Below are 20,118 nucleotides of genomic sequence, written 5' to 3'. Positions count from 1 at the left end.
GTGATCGGTCGATGCCCGACCGGAGGGAGGACGCGCAATTGAAGAAGACTCTCGTTCGTGGTTTTGTGAATGCTGCTCTTGTATTGATGCTTTCGTCCTTGCTTTTGCAGCCAGGCTTGGCCCAGCAGGCTCCAGCCGGCGCGGCACCCCCTGTGATCGTGCGGAAAGTGGAAATGGCGCCGTCGACTGCACCTACACGTTTTAACGGGCAGGTCGAGGCGATTGAAGCCGTCGATATTCAGGCACGGATTACAGGCTTCCTGAAGGAAAAGACCTTCGAACAGGGAGCTGCGGTCAAGGCAGGCGATCTCCTCTTTGAAATCGAACCGGATCAGATGCGGGCGGCGGTCATGTCCGCCGAAGCACAGGTGGCACGCGCCGAAGCCGCCCAGAACGCAGCACGGCAATCACTGTCGCGGACGCGGACTCTCGCCAATCGCAATACTGCTTCGCAAGCTTCTCTTGACGAAGCGCAGGCTGCTTTCGATATCGCCACGGCAGACGTCCAGAATGCGGAGGCCGCGCTCAACAATGCCAGGCTCAATCTCTCCTATACGCAGGTCAGATCGCCGATTAACGGGACGATAGGTCGCTCGCTTTTCACAGTCGGCAATCTCGTCGGTCCGAGTGCGGGACCGCTTGCGCGGATCGTCCAGCTCGATCCTGTACGGGTGGTATTCTCTATCACTGACCGCGCTCTGATTGGTATTCGTCAGAAGGAGGCCGGAGGGGGGACTGTCAATCCCGAGAGCTTCAAGCTGACCCTGATGCTGGCCAATGGCACACAATATGGCGAACGCGGGAACATCCAGTTCATCGACAATGAAGTAAGTGCGCAGACCGGCACTGTGGCGGTGCGCGCGCTCTTCCCCAATCCCAACCATATTCTGGTTCCGGGCCAGATCGTTGCCGTCAATCTGCTTGATGAAACGGTCGGCGAGTTGCCGGTCATTCCCATGTCCTCAGTGCTGCAGGACCGTCAGGGAAAATATGTCTATGTTCTCAACGAAGGCAATACGGTCTCCCGGCGTCCAATCACGACGGGTTCGCGTGTCGGCAATGACTGGCCGGTGACCGATGGCCTCAAGGCTGGCGAAACAATCGTCATCGAGGGCTTGCAGAGAATCGCCGACGGCCAGGCCGTATCTCCGCGCGATCCGATCCCCGGCAGTGCAGGGGTGGGGCAATGATATCTGAAATCTTTATACGGCGAACTCGTCTCGCCATCGTCATCTCGATCATTATCTCCATCGCCGGTGCGATTGCGATCTTTTCATTGCCAATCCAGCAATATCCGCAGATTACACCGCCAACAGTAAATGTATCGGCGTTCTATCCCGGTGCGAGTGCTGAGGTGATTGCCGACGTTGTCGGCGGTCCGCTGGAAACTGCAATCAACGGCGTCGATGGCATGATGTATATGTCATCCACGAGTTCCAATGCCGGGCAGTATTCGCTATCCGTCACCTTCGAAGTTGGCACCGATCCTGAACTTGCGCAGGTCAACGTCCAGAATCGGGCGCAACTGGCGATTTCCCGGTTGCCCGCCGCTGTGGCGCAGCAGGGTGTGTCGGTCCGTTCCCGTTCGCCCGATTTTGTGTTGGGAATTGCATTCTATTCGCCGGACGACAGCCTGAACGCGCTTGAGATTACCAATTTTACGACCACGACGATTGTCGATGCAATTTCGCGCGTACCTGGCGTCGGCGAGGCGAGCGTTGTTGGTGCATCTGAATATTCGATGCGTGTCTGGCTCAATCCGCAAAGAATGGATGCGCTGGGCATAACCGTCGACGAGGTTTCGGCCGCGATCCAGCGTCAGAATATCCAGGCGACGCTTGGCCAGGCAGGCGCGCCTCCCATGCGGGTAGGCACTGAACTTCAATATACGCTGGTGGCTCAGGGGCGGCTTCGTGACACCGATGAATTTGGAGGCATCGTCATCCGCACCGGAACAGACGGTGCAAAAGTGTTTCTGCGCGACATCGCTCGTCTGGAACTTGGCGCGCGCAACTATGCATCGAGAGCAAGTTTTGCCGGTCATGAATCGGCGATGCTGCAGATCAACCAGTCGCCCGATGCCAATGCGATCCAGACCGCAACTGCAGTGCAGGCTGAACTTGAGCGCCTGTCGTCCAGATTTCCTGCGGGACTACAATATCACGTCGTCTATGATGCGACACGGTTCGTGGAGGCCAGTCTTCAACTGACGGCGCGAACATTGTTCGAAGCTTTCGTCATCGTGCTTGCCGTCACATTCATCTTTCTCCAGGACTGGCGGGCAACGCTTATTTCAGCGCTCGCCATTCCAGCCTCGATGCTGGGCGCGGTGGCGGTGCTGCTGGCTGTTGGCTACTCGCTGAACATGATTTCCCTGCTGGCTCTGGTGCTCGCCATCGGACTTGTCGTGGACGACGCAATTCTGGTCGTGGAAAACGTCAAGCATGTGCTTGATGACACGCCTGATATCACGGTCGTTGAAGCCACGCGCAAGGCGATGCAACAGATCACCGGGCCAATCATTTCAACAACTCTCGTTCTGCTGGCGGTGGTCACGCCCACGGCTTTTCTGGAAGGCATCGCCGGGCAGCTCTATCGACAATTCGCAGTCACGATTTCGTCGGCTCTAATCCTCTCTTCATTCGTCGCTCTGACGCTCAGTCCCGCACTTGCAGCGCTTTTGCTGAAGCGCGGCCAGGGTGGCTACCGGCGCGGCCCTCTGGCCTGGTTTTCAAGTTTCATGGAGAAAACCCGCGAAGGCTACGGCAAGATCGTCGGATTTCTTGTGAAGTACTGGATAGTACCGGTTGCTGGCATCATCGCTTGTTTTGCGGCGGCCTATCTTGTCTTCGTCAATCTTCCTGCGACTTTCCTGCCCGACGAGGATCAGGGAGCGCTCTTTGTCGATATACAACTGCCAAGCGCCGCGTCGCTCGACCGTACGAACCTGATCGTTGAGAATGTGCGGAAGGTGCTTAGTGAGACCAAGGGCGTTCAGGACGTCATAACTGTTGCCGGGTTCAGCATCCTGCAGTCAACCAGTACGCCCAACGGCGCCATGGCTGTTGCTGCACTTACACCTTGGGAAGATCGCGAGACGGAGGCGCTGCAACTCAATAATATCATCAGCACCTTGCGCGCGCAGTTCTCGCAGGTGCCGGGCGCAAATGTCTCGGTTTTCGCTCCACCCGCAATTGCTGGCATCGGTGCGGTCGGCGGTCTTGATTTCCGGTTGCAAGCCTTGCAGGGACAGCCCCCGCAGGAAATAGCGCAGGTGACGAGCGCCATGCTCGGTTACTTCAATCGGCGACCGGAGATCGGCGGAGCTGCGACGACGTTCAATGCGAATGTGCCGCAGATCTATGTCGACGTCGACCGTTCCCGTGCCGAAGCCCTTGGCCTCAGTGTTTCGGATGTTTATGCGGCTATCGGCGCGAATTTCGGTTCGCGTTATGTCAATGATTTCACGCTGAACGGTCGCGTGTTTCAGGTCAATCTTCAGGCCGATTCCGATTTCCGTGCGCATAGCGAAGATATCCTCAAACTCCACGTCAGGAACCGCAATGGAACCATGGTCCCATTGCGTAGCGTGGTCTCTCTAACAACGGTATTGGCACCGTTTGTGATAACCCGGTACAATCTCTCGGTTTCGGCGCAGGTCAATGCGGTTCCGGCTCCGGGCGCCAGTAGTGGCCAGGGCATGGCGGCCATGGAGCAGGTCGCTTCGGAAGCTCTCCCGGATGGCTATGGGTATGAATGGTCGGGACTGTCTTTCCAGGAAAGCAGAAGCAGCGGTCAGGAGGCAATCGTCTTTGCGCTTGCTTTCCTCTTTGCCTATCTCTTCCTTGTTGCCCAATATGAGAGCTGGGCCTTGCCGGCGGTCGTTATCCTGTCGCTTGGTGCCGCGCTGCTGGGGGCAGTTGCTGCTCTCACATTCTTTGGACTGCAGAACAGCCTCTACGTTCAGATCGCGATGGTGTTGCTGATCGGGCTGGCGGCAAAAAATGCCATCCTTATCGTTGAGTTCGCCAAGGAAAAACGCGAGAGCGGTCTGACGGCTGCAGAGGCGGCCCGAACCGGAGCCGAGCAGCGTTTCCGGGCGGTCATGATGACGGCTGTTTCCTTCATCCTTGGCATCCTTCCTCTTATTCTGTCTTCCGGTGCGGGTGCCGGTGCTCGTCAAGCCGTCGGTGTGACGATTTTCGGCGGGATGGTTGCCGCCACTACGATTGGGTTGCTTCTCACACCTGGTCTCTATTTCGTCATTCAGCGCATGACCGAACGTCTGGGCAGACGAGCAGAGGAGAAAAAGGACGCAGCTTCTGAAACTGTGCAGGAGTAAGGGCCACTTGGCCTTCGATCCATTATCTGATGCTGGGAACCGTAATGACCGAGACAAAATCACAGAGCATTGACCGGCGCGATTTCATGCTTGCGTCGATTGCTACGGCCGGTTCCGCAGCGCTTGCAACAGGGCCGGCGCAGGCTCAAACAGCCGATTCAAAACCAGAGCCCGGCAACAAAGTCTCGGGGACGGTGTATACCGGCGATGTCATCGACGGTAAGCCGGTGATCTCCTCCCTCGATATTTCCGATCTGGAAGCGGGCAAGAGGCACAATTTTTATTTCCGGGGCGTGCGGATGCCGACGGGCCAGTATTGGCATGTCTCGGTCACGGTGATGAAAGGCAAATCCCCAGGCAAACGGCTTGGATTGATCAGTGGTGTGCACGGTGACGAAATGAGCCCGGTGCACACATTGCAGACAATCGTGAACCAGCTCGACCCGCAAAAAATGTCCGGTTCTGTGATGGCCGTTTTTGATGTGTCGCGCCCTGCGCTTGAGGCGATGGCAAGGCGATGGCCCAGTTCAGGACGAGGGGTAGACCTCGTTGATATCAACCGGCTGTTTCCGGGGAACGAGAACGCGCCGGAAGCGGCAGCGCGACATGCCGGGCTGGTGTTCAATCGCTTGTTGCGCCCCAATCTCGATTACGCGATCGATTTTCATACTGCGGCTACCGGTATGGATATGACTGCATTCCATCTGGCACGAATGGATCAGCCGGAAGTGCGGGCGATGGCTGAACTTTATCCCATCGATCAGATTTTCGACAATTTCGGCGAACACGGCCTTCTCCCAAACGCGCTGATCGACGCTGGTATCCCGGCCTTTACGCCGGAAATAGGCCAGCCGCGCATTTTTGATTACGCGAAGATTGCTCTCTTCGTCGAAGGCACGATGAACGTTCTCAAGCATCACAAGATCATAGAGGGCGAATTAGGAAGAACCGGTAAGGACTCCGGTGTCTTCATTGCCGATGGAGCTGCCCCGGTTATTACGACGCATGGCGGCTTCGTAGAACTTCACGTTGAACTGAATGAAGAGGTGCAGGCCGGGCAGAAAGTGGCTACTCAGAGAAATACATTCGGCGAGGTCGTAGCCGAATATTCTGCGCCCGTGGGAGGGAGGGTTGGTGCGAGGCGAACGGATGCCACATGCGAGCCGGGCATGCCAATCGTCTTCCTCTTATTTGATAGCGCAACTGCGACCGGAACCGGCGGTCTGGCCGAATAGGCGCTACCAAACCTGCAACAGATGAAAGTATGAACATGAAAGTCAGGCATTTCTTACAGATGGCGCTGGTCGCCGCGAGCTTCGGCATTCCCTATGGCGCGAGCGCTCAGGACAAGACCGAATCGGAAAAGAATCTCGCTGCTTTCCCGGCAGCGCCTGCCGGCTCCTATCGTTATGTCATCCATCTACCGCCGCTTGAGAAAGAACAGGATGCCAAAGTTGAAATTATTGCAGGCCGCAACACCACCGTGGACTGCAATATCAGTTGGTTCGGCGGAAGTTTAACCCCGAGCACCATTGAGGGCTGGGGGTTCGATTATTTCACTCTCACGGCCAGCGACCGTATGTCAGGCACGTTGATGGCTTGTCCACCGGATAGCAAGCGGACTGCATTCGTGCCGGTTCGGGGCGAGAATTTCATGCTCCGCTACAACAGTCGGCTTCCGATTGTCATCTATGCGAAAGATGGCCTCGAAATCCGTTATAGAATCTGGAGGCCGTCTGACGAAACGCACAATGCGCAGCGCGGATAGAAAGCTGCGGCGCTTGATTGATGGGCGTTGATAATTTGGGATGATTTCTTCTTGTATTTGTTTCAAATCAATGAACTCTGTGTCTGATCCGCTAATTTCCAACCGAAAGATATGCTCGCAATTATTCGCTGAGCAGGCGCAGGTTGGACGTGAAAATAGCATTATTGAGCCGTGTGGTTGCTCCGAGTTATCGATTTCAGGAGCAGAGTTTTCCAAGCGTCAGCCAGCCATTCTCCTTTTTGTTCGAAATTATCAGAACCATCGCACTGGCAGCGATGGTTCTGGGTCTTTGCTGGCAGACCACGGCATCCGCCGCTGATCTGGAAAAATACCTTCCCAAGGTTGAGGCAAGTGCGCTTTTCAAAGACGCCGACGCTATAGGCGCGCCACAAGGTGAGCCGCCAATCGCGCCACTCATGAAGCGTGGCGAAGTGGTCGGTTATGCTTATCTGAATTCAGATTTCACCAGTTCCATCGGTTATTCCGGCAAGCCGATCCATATCGTCGTCGGCATTGATACCAAAGGTGTCATACGCGGCATAAAACTGGTCGACCACAAAGAGCCGATCGTATTGATCGGCATTCCCGAAGCCAAGGTTGTGGCAGCGCTGAACTCGCTGGTCGACAGCGACATGAGCGCTGTTGCCGCTGGCCAGAGCAAGCCTCCGCAGGTGGAAATTGTCAGCGGCGCCACTGTCACGGTGCTCGTCATGGGAGATAGCGTCGTTCGCTCGGCCGTTGGACTTATCCGCAGCGGGCGTCTGGGTAATAGTCCTGTGCAGGCTGTCGCAGCCAATGTGCAGCGCGCCGTCGATTTACAGCTCCGTGATGAACAGGACTGGCAGACGCTGATCGGCGACGGCTCGGTTCGCAGCCTGAAACTGTCGGTTGGCGATGTCACACAGGCATTCCGTGACGCGAAGCATGATCGCGCCGCCGAAAATCCCGAAACAGCCAATCCCGAAGATGAGTTCATCGAGCTTTACGTTGCGCCGGTTTCCGTGCCGACGATCGGCATCAGTCTGCTTGGCAAGGATGGCTTCGAGCGCCTGCAAAAGCGGCTGAAGCCGGGGCATCAGGCGATCCTGGTCGCGGGCGACGGAGCCTATTCCTTCAAGGGGTCCGGTTATGTGCGCGGTGGCATCTTTGACCGCATCGAATTGATGCAGGACGGGCAGGGCGTACGCTTCCGCGACAAGAACCATACCCGTATCGGCGACATCATGGCTGACGGTGCGCCGCGCCTGCGCGAGATTGCCCTGTTCCAGGTGCCGGACGGGTTTGCCTTCGATGTGACGGAACCGTGGGATCTGCAGCTTTTGGTGCAGCGTGGCTTCGGGGCGCGGGACAAAGCCAATATCAGCTATGATCTTGGTTACAATTTGCCGGAAAAATATCTGGCGAAGCTGCCGGAACCTGCTCCAGCGCAATCCGCACCGACTGCCGATGCGCCGCGTCAGCCGCAACCGGTCGGCGAAGCAAATGCCGCCGATATTCTGGGTGAGGGCAATCCGCTCTGGGTCCGGATGTGGGAGATGAATCGTGTCAATGTGATCATCACTGCTTTCGCCATCACGGTTCTCGTCGGCATCTTCTTCTTCCAGAACAGTCTGGTCAGGCATCCGCGCTTCTTCACATGGCTGCGGCGTAGCTATCTTCTGTTCATTCTCGTCTGGCTAGGCTTCTACAACAATGCGCAATTGTCGGTCGTCAACGTCCTGACCTTCATCAACTCCCTGATCACCGGCTTCAACTGGGAGTTCTTCCTGACATCTCCGCTGATCTTCATTTTGTGGGCGTCGGTGGCAGCAGGACTGTTGTTCTGGGGCCGCGGACCGTTCTGCGGCTGGTTGTGCCCGTTTGGCGCCTTGCAGGAGCTTACCAACAATCTTGCCCAATGGCTGAAGGTACCGCAAGTCAAGTTGCCATGGGGACTGCACGAACGCCTCTGGCCGCTCAAATATATAATCTTCCTCGGCCTGTTTGGTTTGTCGCTCTACTCGGTGGCGCTGGCTGAAGTTTTCGCCGAGGTCGAACCGTTCAAGACTTCGATCATTCTCAAATTCGCTCGTGAGTGGCCGTTCGTTATCTATGCCCTGACACTTTTGAGCATCGGCCTGTTCATAGAGCGCTTCTATTGCCGCTATCTGTGCCCGCTCGGTGCTGCACTCGCCATTCCCGGACGCATCCGCATGTTCGAATGGCTGAAGCGTTGGCCGGAATGTGGCTCGCCTTGCCATCGATGCGCCAAGGAGTGCCCGGTTGAGGCGATCCATCCCGAGGGCCAGATCAATGTCAATGAATGCATCTACTGCATGCATTGTCAGGAACTCTATCACGACGACCAACGCTGCCCGCACATGATCCAGGTGCGTGTGAAGCGCGAAAAATTCGCAGCCCGCAATGCCCCCCTTGCTGCGGCTGCCGAACGTGGCGGTGGACCGGCCAGACCCGTCATCTCAGTCAAAGGAAAACCGGTTGAAGGCGCTGCCGATACCGGTCCCGCTGCCTGACTTTTCTAAAGGAGAGAAGCATGTCTGAAGAAACCAAGAAAACGCAGCTCAGTCGAAGACAACTGCTCGGTACGTCGGCCTTTGTGGCCGCCGCCGGTGCAAGCGGTCTTGGTGGGGCGCTGTTTGCAGGTTCAACCGAACCAGCAATGGCTGCTGCCGGTGGGACTGGCCATAGTGCAGAGGTGAAGCCCGGAGAACTGGACGAATATTACGTCTTCTTTTCCAGCGGGCAGTGCGGTGAAGTCCGTATTGTCGGCCTGCCGTCGATGCGCGAACTGATGCGCATTCCCGTGTTCAATCGCGATAGCGCGACCGGCTGGGGCCAGACAAACGAAAGCCTGAAGGTGCTGACCGAAGGCCTTCTGCCGCAGGATCAAGAGTTCCTGAAAGATCGTGGCGGCATATTCCTCAACGGCGACTTGCACCATCCGCATCCGTCCTTCACGGATGGTACCTATGACGGGCGTTATCTCTATGCCAACGACAAGGCCAATACGCGTGTCTGCCGCATTCGTCTTGATGTGATGAAATGCGACAAAATCATTCAGTTGCCAAACCAGCACACGGTGCACGGTTTGCGTGTCCAGAAATATCCGAAAACCGGATATGTTTTCTGCAATGGTGAAGATCGCGCGCCGATCCCGAATGACGGCAGCAATCTTAACGATACCAAACAATATCATGCAATCTTCACGGCCGTTGACGGCGAGACCATGAAGGTTGCCTGGCAGATCATGGTCGACGGCAATCTCGACAACGTGGATTGCGATTATCAGGGCAAATATGCTTTTGCCACCTGCTACAATTCGGAGGAAGGCACGACCCTCGCCGAAATGATGTCGAGTGAGCAGGATTGGATCGTCATCTTCAATCTGAAGCGTATCGAAGAGGCCGTTGCCAAGGGTGATTTCAAGGAAATCAACGGCGTTCCGGTTATCGATGGACGCCATGGTTCCAAATATACCCGTTACATTCCTGTGCCGAACAGCCCGCATGGCATCAACACCGCGCCAGACGGTATCCATGTGGTCGCCAACGGCAAATTGTCGCCGACCGTTACGGTGTTCGACGTCCGCAAGTTCGACGAGCTTTTCGACGACAAGATCCAGCCCCGCGATGCGGTGGTTGCGGAACCGGAACTCGGACTTGGGCCATTGCATACGGCTTACGACGGCAAGGGCAACGCCTATACGACGCTCTTCATCGACAGCCAAATCTGCAAATGGAACATTGAGGATGCCAAGCGCGCCTTCAAGGGCGAGAAAGTCGATCCGATCCGGCAGAAACTCGATGTACATTATCAGCCTGGCCACAATCACACGTCCATGGGTCAGACCAAGGACGCCGATGGTCAGTGGCTGATCTCGCTCAACAAGTTCTCCAAGGACCGCTATCTCAATGTCGGGCCGCTCAAACCCGAAAATGACCAGCTCATCGACATTTCCGGTGAGAAGATGGCGATTGTCCATGACGGGCCAAGTTTTGCCGAACCGCACGATGCAACGATCGTTCATCGCTCGAAGATCAATCCCGTCAATTTCTGGAGCCGCGAGGACCCATTCTTTGCGGATGCTGTCACTCAGGCGAAAGCCGATGGCCTCGACCTGATGGACGCCAATGAGGTGATCCGGGATGGCAACAAGGTACGCGTTTACATGACGTCCGCCGCGCCAGCCTTCGGTCTCACCGAGTTCACCGTCCAGCAGGGCGATGAGGTGACGGTGTATGTCACCAATATCGATGAAATCGAAGACCTTACTCACGGCTTCGCCATCATCAACTACGGCGTCAACATGGAGATTGCGCCGCAGGCAACGGCGTCCGTCACCTTCACGGCCAGCAAGCCAGGTGTGTGGTGGTATTACTGCTCGTGGTTCTGCCACGCCATGCACATGGAAATGAAGGGTCGGATGCTCGTGGAACCGAAGAAGGCCTGACTGCCATGATGTTCCCCCGCCGGTTTCAGTCCTTGAGCGCCGCAATGCTGCTTACCGTCGTTTTTTGCGACGGTTTGCAGGCACGGCAGATTGATGTCGTGGCAGGCGAAGGCGTACAGGCGGCTATCGACAAAGCGGAGCCGGGCGATGTCGTCCGGCTTCTGAAAGGCAAACACAATGGCGCGGTTACGATCGATCGCGCCATTGAACTGATTGGAGAGTCCGGTGCTGTTCTGGACGGATTGGGCTCAGGCAATGCCATAACGGTCAACGCGCCGGATGCTATCGTGCGCGGACTGGAAGTGCGCGGTTCGGGCGATAACATGCCGGACCTCAATTCCGGCATTTTCGTAGCCAAAACCGCTACGGGCGCACGCGTCGAGGACAATCGCCTTATCGATAATCTCTATGGAATTTATCTGCACGGTGCTGCAAATTCCATCGCAAGCGGTAATGAGATCATTGGCCGTCGAGGCGTGCGTATGGCACAGACCGGCAGTGGCGTTTCCGTCTGGAATGCGCCTGGCGCGCAGGTTGTCGGCAACGTCATTCGCTACGGGCGCGACGGCATTTATACCAATGCCAGCCGCAAGAACATCTTCCGCAACAATGTTATGGAGGATGTCCGGTTCGCCGTCCATTACATGTACACGGATGACAGCCAGGTCATCGGCAATGTTTCGCGCAACAATTCAGTCGGTTTCGCGATTATGTACACCAACCGTCTCAAGGTGCTGGATAATGTGTCCGACGGCGACCGGGATCATGGCTTGTTGCTCAATTATGCAAACAGCTCGGTCATTTCCGGCAATCGCGTGATCGGACGTATGCAGCCGATAGATCGCTGGCTGGATGCCGGTGTCCAGAAGGCTGAGCACGGTCTGCCAACAGAAGACAAAACCGAGGCGCTGGCGGGCGAGACCGCGCGGCTCGGTCCCGAAAAATGCGTCTTCATCTATAACGCCAACAAGAACAAGTTCACCGGGAACAGTTTCGAGAACTGCAGCATAGGTATTCACTTCACTGCCGGTTCCGAGGGCAACGCCATGAGCGGCAACGCCTTCATCCACAACCGCAATCAGGTGAAATATGTCGGCACGCGCAACCTCGACTGGTCGGTCAATGGACGCGGCAATTACTGGAGCGACAATCCGGCCTTCGATCTGAACGGCGACGGTATCGCAGACAGCCCTTATCGGCCCAATGATTTGATCGACAAGGTTTTGTGGACCGCGCCACAGGCAAAAATTCTCATCAACAGTCCGGCAATCGAGACAATCCGCTGGGCACAGACCCAGTTCCCGGCACTTCTGCCGGGCGGTGTTGTCGACAGCCATCCCCTTATGAAGCCGCCGTATCCGGCCGATGCGGCGAAAGGAAAACCAAATGACTGAGACTGTCATTCTTGATCAGGTCACAAAGTCCTATGGCGGTTTCAACGCCATCAGCGAGGCAAGTTTCAGCCTTCACGCCGGAGAAAGCATTGCGCTGGTCGGCCATAACGGTGCCGGCAAAACCACGATGATAAAGCTCATGCTCGGGCTGATCCGTCCGACCAAGGGCGCAGTTCGCGTGCTGGGCGAGGACCCGGCGACGGGTGCTTTTGCCGCCAGATTGCGGCTTGGCTATCTGCCTGAACACGTCTCCTTCAATCTGGCACTGACGGGAGCGGAAACGCTCGGCTTCTATGCGCGGCTCAAGAGAATGCCGGTTGCCCAAAATGCAGAACTACTGGAGCGCGTCGGCCTTGCCCATGCCGCGAACAGGCGGGTTGGCACTTATTCGAAAGGGATGCGCCAACGACTGGGGCTTGCTCAGGCATTGCTCGGGCAACCATCAGTTCTACTGCTCGATGAACCGACGACCGGTCTCGACCCCGCCTTGCGTCAGAGCTTCTATGAAGTTCTTGAAGAGTTGCGGAGCAAAGGCACGACAATCCTCATGTCGTCCCATGCCTTGACCGAGCTGGAAACCAAAGTCGGGCGCGTCATCATCGCGAACAAGGGCAAGATCATTGCCGATGGCTCCATTGATGCGTTGCGCCAGATTTCACAACTACCACTTCGTATACGCGTGCAGACGCCAGACGTCTCCCGGCTGCCTTCGACAACCGCGAATGCTGCGTTGTGCTGGCATCGTCTCGGCCCGGATATCTTCGAAACGGAAGCTCCGGTGGAAGGCAAGATGGCGCTTGTCCGCGATATTGTGGCCATGAACGACAATCTCACGGAGCTTGATCTCGTTCCGCCGACGCTTGACGAGCTTTACGCCCATTTTCTCAATGCCGGAGAAGCGGCTCGCGCGGAGGCAGCGGAATGAACAATATTCTCATCATCGCTTCCAAGGAAATACAGGAAGGCTTGCGCAATCGCTGGGTTCTGGCAACCACATTGCTGCTTGCGGCACTGGCTTTAAGCATGACTTTTCTCGGCAGCGCACCCACGGGCAGTTCGGTTGCCGCAAGCAAGCTGGACGTTGTGATTGTCAGCCTCTCCAGCCTGACCATCTTCCTCATTCCTCTCATTGCACTTCTCATTTCGCATGACGCTGTCGTCGGTGAAATGGAACGCGGCACGATGCTTCTGCTTCTGAGTTACCCGATAAGCCGGGTCCAGTTGGTTTTCGGGAAGTTTATCGGTCAGCTTGCCATTCTCGCCTTCGCGACATTGTTCGGATACGGCGCGGCGGCTGTGGCGCTGATCGTGACCGGCTCTGGCGTGGATGCGGGAAGCTGGTTGTCGTTATCGAAACTCATTGTCTCGTCGATCCTGCTGGGAGCGGTGTTTATCGCCATCGGTTTCCTAGCAAGCACGCTGGTGCGGGAACGGAGCACGGCAGCAGGTATCGCCATCGGCGTCTGGCTGTTCTTCGTGCTGATCTATGACGCAGCGCTTCTTGCCCTGCTGGTTTTCGATCAGGGCCGCATCGTGGGCGGTGGCATGCTCAACGGCCTGCTTCTTCTCAACCCTGCCGATTCCTACCGGCTTCTCAATTTCGGTCTGGGGCAGGCCGGTACTCTGACCGGCATGGGCGGCATAGCTGGTAATGCCACGCTGTCTGCTCCAGCCCTGACACTGGCGCTCGGTCTCTGGGTCATGCTGCCGCTGTCCCTTGCGATGCTGGTTTTCTCGAGGAAAGAATTATGAAACGCGCTCTGTTTCTTACTCCCCTGTTTCTGGTTCTGCTTGCCGGATGTTCTCCGGACGAAAAGAAAGATGCGGTCATGGCGCCTTTCGCGCTGACGGAAAGCGCCATGGGCCGCTATTGCGGGATGAATGTTCTGGAACACCCAGGCCCCAAGGGCCAGATCATTCTCGAACCGGCAAACGAGGCGGTATGGTTCTCTTCCGCTCGCGATACGCTCGCTTTCACGATGCTGCCCGAGGAGCCGAAGGGGATCGCAGCGATCTACGTTTCGGACATGGCGAAAGCGCCAAGTTGGGAAGAGCCGGGAGCTGAAAACTGGGTCGATGCGCGCAAGGCTTTTTTCGTGATCGAAAGCGCTGCAGTTGGCGGAATGGGGGCACAGGAGGCCGTACCGTTTTCGACACGGGAAGCAGCGGAGAAGTTCGTTGCGGAAAAGGGCGGGCGTATCAGTACTTTCGTTGAAATGCCGGAGGATTACATTCTCGGCGACCAGTCCGTACGGACCACCGATCTTGGAGCCGAAAGCCATGCCCATTGACGGCAGACAGCGTGTCAGTCGCAGGCTTGTGCTCGCAGGAGGTGCGGCTGGCGTAATGCTCTGCGCTATTCCGAAACAGGCAGCTTCGCTCGGCCTTCCCGAACCGACCTTCTGGCGCGGTCAGGCGATGGGAGCACCTGCCAAGATCATACTTTATCATCCTGATCGTTCGATTGCCGAACGGTTGCTACGTGAAGCTGCTCAAGAGGCAGAAAGGCTGGAGAACATCTTCAGCCTTTATCGCGCAGATTCAGAGCTGGCCAAACTTAATCGTGACGGGGCGCTGGCATCGCCTTCGCCTGATCTGGTCGAGGTCCTGCGCATCTGCCATGAATGCTGGAAAGCAAGTGGCGGCCTTTTCGATCCGACGGTTCAGCCTCTTTGGAACTGCCTGAAGAAGCACTTTTCGCAAGAGAATCCTTCTCCCGACGGACCGTCGCGGCTGCTTTGGGACGAGGCGCTTGCAAAGGTAGGGTTCGACCACGTTTTATTTGATGAGAACCGCGTTGCGTTCTCCAAGCCGTCAATGGCTCTGACATTAAACGGTATTGCGCAAGGCTACGTTACCGACCGCGTGACGGTATTGTTGCAAAGGGAGGGGGTGAAACATGCGCTGGTCGATTTGGGGGAATATCGCGCGCTTGGTTCAAGGCCGGACGGTACGGCATGGCGCATAGGCATTGCCGATCTGGAAGCGGGCGCTACTGCCGAAGAACATATCGATATCCGTGATCAGGCACTCGCAACATCCAGCTTCACCGGTTTCCAGTTCGAGGAATCCGGACGCTTCAACCATTTGCTCAATCCAAAGACAGGGTTTTCGGCGGCACTTTATCACCGCTTGACTGTCGTGGCCCGCGATGCAGCGAGAGCGGATGCCTGGGCTACGGCATTCAGTCTGATGGATGAAACTCAGATAAAGGCAACTATCCGCGGCCAGTCGGAAATGTCCGTGATTGCGGAAAAACGCTCAGGCGAGCGAATGTTGCTGGCCTCGTAGTTGTGTGTATAGCGCCCGAGTGTCGAACATTCGGGCGCGGTACGTATCCGGCTTATTGGCTGAAGTTTCGCCCATCCGCTCGTTTGGCAAAGCGCAGGACGATGAAACCGGCAAGTCCGGCGATCAGCGAGCCGATCAGTATCCCGATTTTCGCTTCGTTCTGCAGCAGAACATCGTCGAAAGCGAGGAGCGAGATAAACAGGCTCATAGTGAACCCGATGCCACACAGAAGTGTCGTTCCCAGCATCTGTGTCCAGCTTGCCCCGGCAGGCAAATCAACGATCCCGGTTTTTACAAGCAACAATACCGCACCGAAAATTCCGACGAGCTTGCCGAGGGCCAAACCGGCGGCAACACCCATGGTCACAGGCGCAAAGAGAGCATCCATACCAAGGCCGGAAAAGCTGACGCCCGCATTGGCAAAGCCGAATATCGGCACAATGATGAAGGAAACCGGCTTGATCAGGCTATGCTCAAGCAGATGCAGCGGGCTTTCTGAGATGGTTGCCTCTGGCTTCGCGGGCGTGCGTTTGATCGGAATTGTAAGCGCCAGCAGAACGCCTGCGATCGTCGCGTGAACGCCCGAGCGATACGTGAAAAACCACAGTGCGAGGCCCAATAGCAGATAGGGTGTCAGCCGCTTCACGCCGGTGAGATTCAAAATCAACAGGGCCGCAAAGACGGCCGCAGCCAGACCCAAGTCCATCAGTGAAACGCCGCTTGTGTAGAATAGCCCGATGATGATCACCGCGCCGAGGTCGTCGATGATGGCAAGAGCTGCAAGAAACACCTTCAGCGATGTCGGAACCCGCGGCCCCAGCAAGGAAATGACGCCGAGTGCAAACGCGATATCGGTTGCAGCCGGGATAGCCCAGCCATGGGACGCACCGTTATTGAGATTGAAGGACAGATAGACCAGGGCGGGGACCGCCATGCCTGCCGCAGCCGCTACGCCAGGCAGAATACGGCGCGGCCACGACGAAAGATGGCCATCAACCATCTCGCGCTTGATCTCCAGCCCCACCATCAGGAAGAATATCGCCATCAGCGCATCATTGACCCAATGCTGGACGGACAGTGGTCCGAGATAAGCATGAAGAGCGCTGAAATAGGTTTCGGAAAGTTGTGAGTTGGCCACCACCAATGCCGCTATCGCCGAAGCTATGAGCAACAGGCCGCCAGACGACTCACTATCAAGAAAATTGCGTATAGTATTTTGAATGCGACCAGCCATGGCAGCTCCCTGACAGAAACGGTTAAAAACAGTCTCCGTATTCAGGGGCGTCCCTGGGCGCACGCAGCACACGCCATAAAACCAAGATAGCGACAAATTCCGCGGTTTCAAGTCACTTTATGGAGATATAATTCGATTCTTAGCGGGGATTTTATTATACTTAGTAAATGTGGTTATGGTTTTGATTTATGTTGGCTTTTCCTTTCGAGTTATATTTAATATTATTTTTAATATCCTGTATTTATTTCAGATAATTGAATATAGTTACTGTTTGGCAGCGGATATAAACAATGTTGGGAGAGGCGCTTGACAAGCCGCGTGCGCCTTTCCATGCTCCACGACACAATTTAAACAAAATCAATCAGGGAACGGAGAGCGGTTATGACAATGGGAAAGTTCACCCGGCGTGGTGTGGTTGCTGCATTTGCAGGGATTGTGGCGGTGGGAGCCAGTATTGCTTTGGCGCAAGCTCCGGCTTTCTTCCGCATCGGCACCGGTGGAACGGCGGGGACCTACTATCCGATAGGCGGGTTGATCGCGAACGCGATTTCCGGAGCAGGCGATAAAGGCGTTCCGGGTCTGGTGGCGACTGCGGTTTCATCGAACGGTTCTGTCGCCAATATCAACGCTATTCAGTCTGGATCGCTGGAATCAGGTTTCACTCAGTCAGACGTAGCTTACTGGGCACATACGGGCACCGGCCTTTATGAAGGCAAGGGCAAGGTCGAGGATCTGCGCCTGATTGCTACGCTTTATCCTGAAACCATCCATCTTGTTGCCCGCAAGGATGCGGGAATCAAATCCGTTGCCGATCTCAAGGGAAAACGTGTTTCCATCGATGAACCGGGATCAGGCACGATCGTCGATGCCCGTATCGTTCTGGAAGCATATGGATTGAGCGAAAGCGACATCAAAGCTGAGCATTTGAAGCCCGGTCCGGCGGGAGAGCGTCTGAAAGACGGTGCTCTCGATGCTTATTTCTTCGTTGGCGGATATCCGACCGGTGCAATCTCGGAACTGGCCACATCGAATGGCATTTCGCTGGTTCCGATTTCCGGCCCGGAAGCGCAGAAAATTCTGGAAAAATACTCGTTCTTCTCTAAGGACGCAGTACCGGCTGATACCTACAAGGACGTCGGTCAAACGGAGACGCTGGCCGTCGCTGCGCAGTGGGTCACGAGCGCCAAGCAGCCGGATGAACTTGTCTACAACATCACCAAGACCTTGTTTAACGACGACAGCCGAAAAGCGCTTGATGCCGGGCACGCGAAAGGCAAACTCATCAAGCTGGATACAGCAACGACCAGCCTTGGCATTCCGCTGCACCCCGGTGCAGAACGCTTCTACAAGGAAGCAGGCGCTCTGAAGTAAGTTGCCCATTCCTGTTTGGGTGAACAAAATGCACGGAGCTTCGTCAGAACTCCGTGCATTTGCTTCCAGTCTGGTGCGAAAGCATTTTTCAGAGTCATACTAACAAAAAACAAGTGGTTAGAGCGATTTTTTGATTCAACTGGATCAACTGCGCTTTGAATGGAGAGGCCAGTATGAGCGAGCAAGAGGCGAAACTGTCGCCCATGGAACTGGATGAAGCCAAGGCGCGCGAGCTGGAAGAGAAGTTCGATTCCGAGATTCGGTTTCGCCCGCTGGCACCACTCGCGGCTCGTATTGTCGGTGCGCTGCTGATCATACTTTCCCTCTTCCACTATTACACGGCGGGCTTTGGCCTTCTGTCGGAAATGGTGCATCGCGGCATTCACCTTTCCTTCGTGCTCGGTCTGGTCTTTCTTGTCTTCCCGTTTTCCCGCAAGGGGTACGGTCAACCCTCCACATCGTCATGGCTGAGGCCGCTTGGTATTTCCGTCATTGACTGGGCCTTGGCAATCATTGCAGTTGTGGCCGTCGCGCATGTTCCCATGATACCGCTCGACGATCTGGCTTTCCGCGTCGGGAATCCCACAACCACTGATGTCGTTCTTGGCGGTCTTCTCATTCTCGTGCTTCTGGAAGCAACAAGACGTTCAGTCGGCTGGCCGCTGCCGATCATATCCATCCTGTTCATGCTCTACGCAATTTACGGGCAGCATATGCCGGGCATTCTCGTGCATCCCGGTGCGACAGTCAGTCAGCTCGTAGACCATCTTTATCTGACGACGCAGGGCATCTACGGTATCGCGCTTGGCGTGGTTGCGACCTACGTCTTCCATTTCGTGCTGTTCGGGGTTTTTGCGACCCGTATCGGCCTCGGACAACTGTTTCTGGATTGTGCGGCCTGGGTAGCAGGCCGCTTTGCAGGCGGTCCGGCAAAAGTCTCCATTTTCGGCTCCGCGCTGTTCGGCATGATTTCGGGCTCTTCTGTGGCCAATACCGTGACCGTCGGTTCGCTGACGATCCCGGCGATGATCCGTCTCGGTTATAAACGCCACTTCGCCGCTGCCGTGGAATCGGCATCGTCGACGGGCGGGCAGATCACGCCGCCGATCATGGGCGCCGCCGCATTCCTGATGATCGAATTCCTGAACCTGCCTTATACAACGATCATTCTGGCCGCCATCGTACCAGCCTTCATGCATTTCTTCGGCGTTTTGATGCAGGTGCATTTCGAAGCCAAGCGCAACGGACTGCGCGGCATGACGAAGGAAGAGCTGCCCGACCTGAAGGAAGCCTTCAAGCGTGACTGGCCAACCGTCATTCCGCTGGTCGTGCTGATCGGTGTCCTGCTGTCAGGCTATACACCGTATATGGCTGCTTTCTGGGGCATTACGCTCTGTATTGCGGTTGGGTTGCTCAATCCGCGCAAGCGCATGTCAGTGGGTGAGATTTTTGACGGGCTCCGTGACGGTGCAAAATACGCGCTTGCCGTTGGCGCGGCGGCGGCGACTGTCGGCATTATTGTCGGCGTGGTGACGCTGACCGGCGTCGGCTTCAAGATTTCCTATATCGTGACGTCGACTGCGGGGCAGCTCGCCACCTATTTCGGAACCATTGTGCCTGCAGCCTGGTTTGGCCCGCAGACACTGACGCTGCTTTTCACGCTCATCATGACGGGCATCGTCTGCATTCTGATGGGTTGCGGAATTCCGACGACGGCCAATTATATCATCATGGCGACAATTGCCGCGCCTGCGCTGGGATTGTTGGGCGTCGAGCCGATCGTGGCTCACTTCTTCGTCTTCTATTACGGGGTGCTGGCAGATATCACGCCGCCCGTCGCGCTTGCCGCCTATGCGGCGGCAGGCATGGCAGGCGCCGATCCGTTCAAAACAGGCAACACCGCGTTCCGGCTTGGTCTCGGCAAGGTGCTCGTGCCATTCGTTTTCGTGTTCTCCCCGTCGCTCCTGCTGGTTACATCTGACTTCAACTGGCCGGATTTCTTCGTGGCGTTTCTTGGCTGCGCCATAGGCATCACCGCTCTGGGGGCTGCGTTGTCAGGGTTCCTCCTGGTCAGAACCAAGGTCTGGGAAAATGTCCTGATGATTGTTGCAGCGATCCTTCTGGTGGCTCCAGAGATTTATTCATCGATCGTGGGGCTGCTGTTACTGGTGCCGGTTCTGGCCCGTCATGTCTCTTCGGTGAGACAGCCCCAGATCGCATAGAGGTTGCCGGATCAATGACCCACGGTTGGTTACAAGCCGTGGGTCA

At 56.2% G+C, this 20,118-nt stretch carries 14 protein-coding genes; 13 read left to right on the top strand and 1 reads right to left on the bottom strand.

Going from position 1 to position 20,118, the window contains the following annotated elements; all coding sequences use genetic code 11:
* Positions 1-38: 38 nt before the first annotated feature.
* From FIB18_RS04975 to FIB18_RS04925, 11 genes are all read left to right on the top strand, one after another.
* Complete coding sequence (locus tag FIB18_RS04975; protein WP_140019700.1) at positions 39-1,190, top strand: efflux RND transporter periplasmic adaptor subunit; 1,152 nt, start codon at positions 39-41, stop codon at positions 1,188-1,190.
* Complete coding sequence (locus tag FIB18_RS04970; protein WP_140019699.1) at positions 1,187-4,342, top strand: efflux RND transporter permease subunit; 3,156 nt, start codon at positions 1,187-1,189, stop codon at positions 4,340-4,342. The genes FIB18_RS04975 and FIB18_RS04970 overlap by 4 nt, the downstream gene beginning before the upstream one ends.
* A 44-nt stretch (positions 4,343-4,386) precedes the next feature.
* Entirely contained in the window at positions 4,387-5,577 is a 1,191-nt protein-coding gene (locus FIB18_RS04965) for a succinylglutamate desuccinylase/aspartoacylase family protein (RefSeq protein ID WP_140019698.1), read from the top strand.
* A 29-nt stretch (positions 5,578-5,606) separates the two neighbouring features.
* Positions 5,607-6,110, top strand: a complete 504-nt coding sequence (gene eco / locus FIB18_RS04960; RefSeq protein ID WP_140019697.1) for a serine protease inhibitor ecotin — start codon at positions 5,607-5,609, stop codon at positions 6,108-6,110.
* 275 nt (positions 6,111-6,385) lie between these two features.
* Positions 6,386-8,623 carry a regulatory protein NosR gene (locus FIB18_RS04955; RefSeq protein ID WP_140019943.1) on the top strand — a complete coding sequence of 746 codons (2,238 nt, stop codon included), beginning with the start codon at positions 6,386-6,388 and terminating at the stop codon, positions 8,621-8,623.
* A gap of 20 nt (positions 8,624-8,643) precedes the next feature.
* A complete protein-coding gene (gene nosZ / locus FIB18_RS04950) occupies positions 8,644-10,560 on the top strand; it encodes a TAT-dependent nitrous-oxide reductase (RefSeq protein ID WP_140019696.1) in 1,917 nt (638 codons plus the stop codon).
* A gap of 5 nt (positions 10,561-10,565) precedes the next feature.
* Entirely contained in the window at positions 10,566-11,954 is a 1,389-nt protein-coding gene (locus FIB18_RS04945; RefSeq protein WP_140019942.1) for a nitrous oxide reductase family maturation protein NosD, read from the top strand.
* Positions 11,947-12,879 (top strand): ABC transporter ATP-binding protein, encoded by a 933-nt coding sequence (locus FIB18_RS04940; protein WP_140019695.1) that lies wholly within the window; start codon positions 11,947-11,949, stop codon positions 12,877-12,879. The genes FIB18_RS04945 and FIB18_RS04940 overlap by 8 nt, the downstream gene beginning before the upstream one ends.
* Positions 12,876-13,706 (top strand): ABC transporter permease subunit, encoded by an 831-nt coding sequence (locus FIB18_RS04935; protein ID WP_140019694.1) that lies wholly within the window; start codon positions 12,876-12,878, stop codon positions 13,704-13,706. Before FIB18_RS04940 ends, FIB18_RS04935 begins: the two co-directional genes overlap by 4 nt.
* Positions 13,703-14,245, top strand: coding sequence for a nitrous oxide reductase accessory protein NosL (locus tag FIB18_RS04930; protein ID WP_140019693.1), 543 nt, complete (start codon positions 13,703-13,705; stop codon positions 14,243-14,245). The genes FIB18_RS04935 and FIB18_RS04930 overlap by 4 nt, the downstream gene beginning before the upstream one ends.
* A complete protein-coding gene (locus FIB18_RS04925) occupies positions 14,235-15,245 on the top strand; it encodes an FAD:protein FMN transferase (RefSeq protein ID WP_140019692.1) in 1,011 nt (336 codons plus the stop codon). The genes FIB18_RS04930 and FIB18_RS04925 overlap by 11 nt, the downstream gene beginning before the upstream one ends.
* A gap of 52 nt (positions 15,246-15,297) precedes the next feature.
* Here the strand turns inward: FIB18_RS04925 and nhaA are convergent, their stop codons facing one another.
* On the bottom strand, positions 15,298-16,479 hold the full coding sequence (gene nhaA / locus FIB18_RS04920; RefSeq protein ID WP_140019691.1) for a Na+/H+ antiporter NhaA: 1,182 nt from the start codon (positions 16,477-16,479) through the stop codon (positions 15,298-15,300).
* Between the two features lie 381 nt (positions 16,480-16,860).
* On the opposite strand from nhaA, the gene FIB18_RS04915 reads away from it, so the two are divergent.
* The gene (locus FIB18_RS04915; protein WP_140019690.1) at positions 16,861-17,850 is read left to right on the top strand and encodes a TAXI family TRAP transporter solute-binding subunit; all 990 of its coding nucleotides are present in this window, start codon (positions 16,861-16,863) and stop codon (positions 17,848-17,850) included.
* 173 nt (positions 17,851-18,023) lie between these two features.
* Positions 18,024-20,072 carry a TRAP transporter permease gene (locus FIB18_RS04910; RefSeq protein ID WP_140019689.1) on the top strand — a complete coding sequence of 683 codons (2,049 nt, stop codon included), beginning with the start codon at positions 18,024-18,026 and terminating at the stop codon, positions 20,070-20,072.
* Positions 20,073-20,118 lie beyond the last annotated feature (46 nt).

This window comes from Brucella pecoris, from assembly GCF_006376675.1.
GTDB classification, from domain to species: domain Bacteria; phylum Pseudomonadota; class Alphaproteobacteria; order Rhizobiales; family Rhizobiaceae; genus Brucella; species Brucella pecoris.
This window is presented reverse-complemented; position numbering and strand designations above follow the sequence as displayed.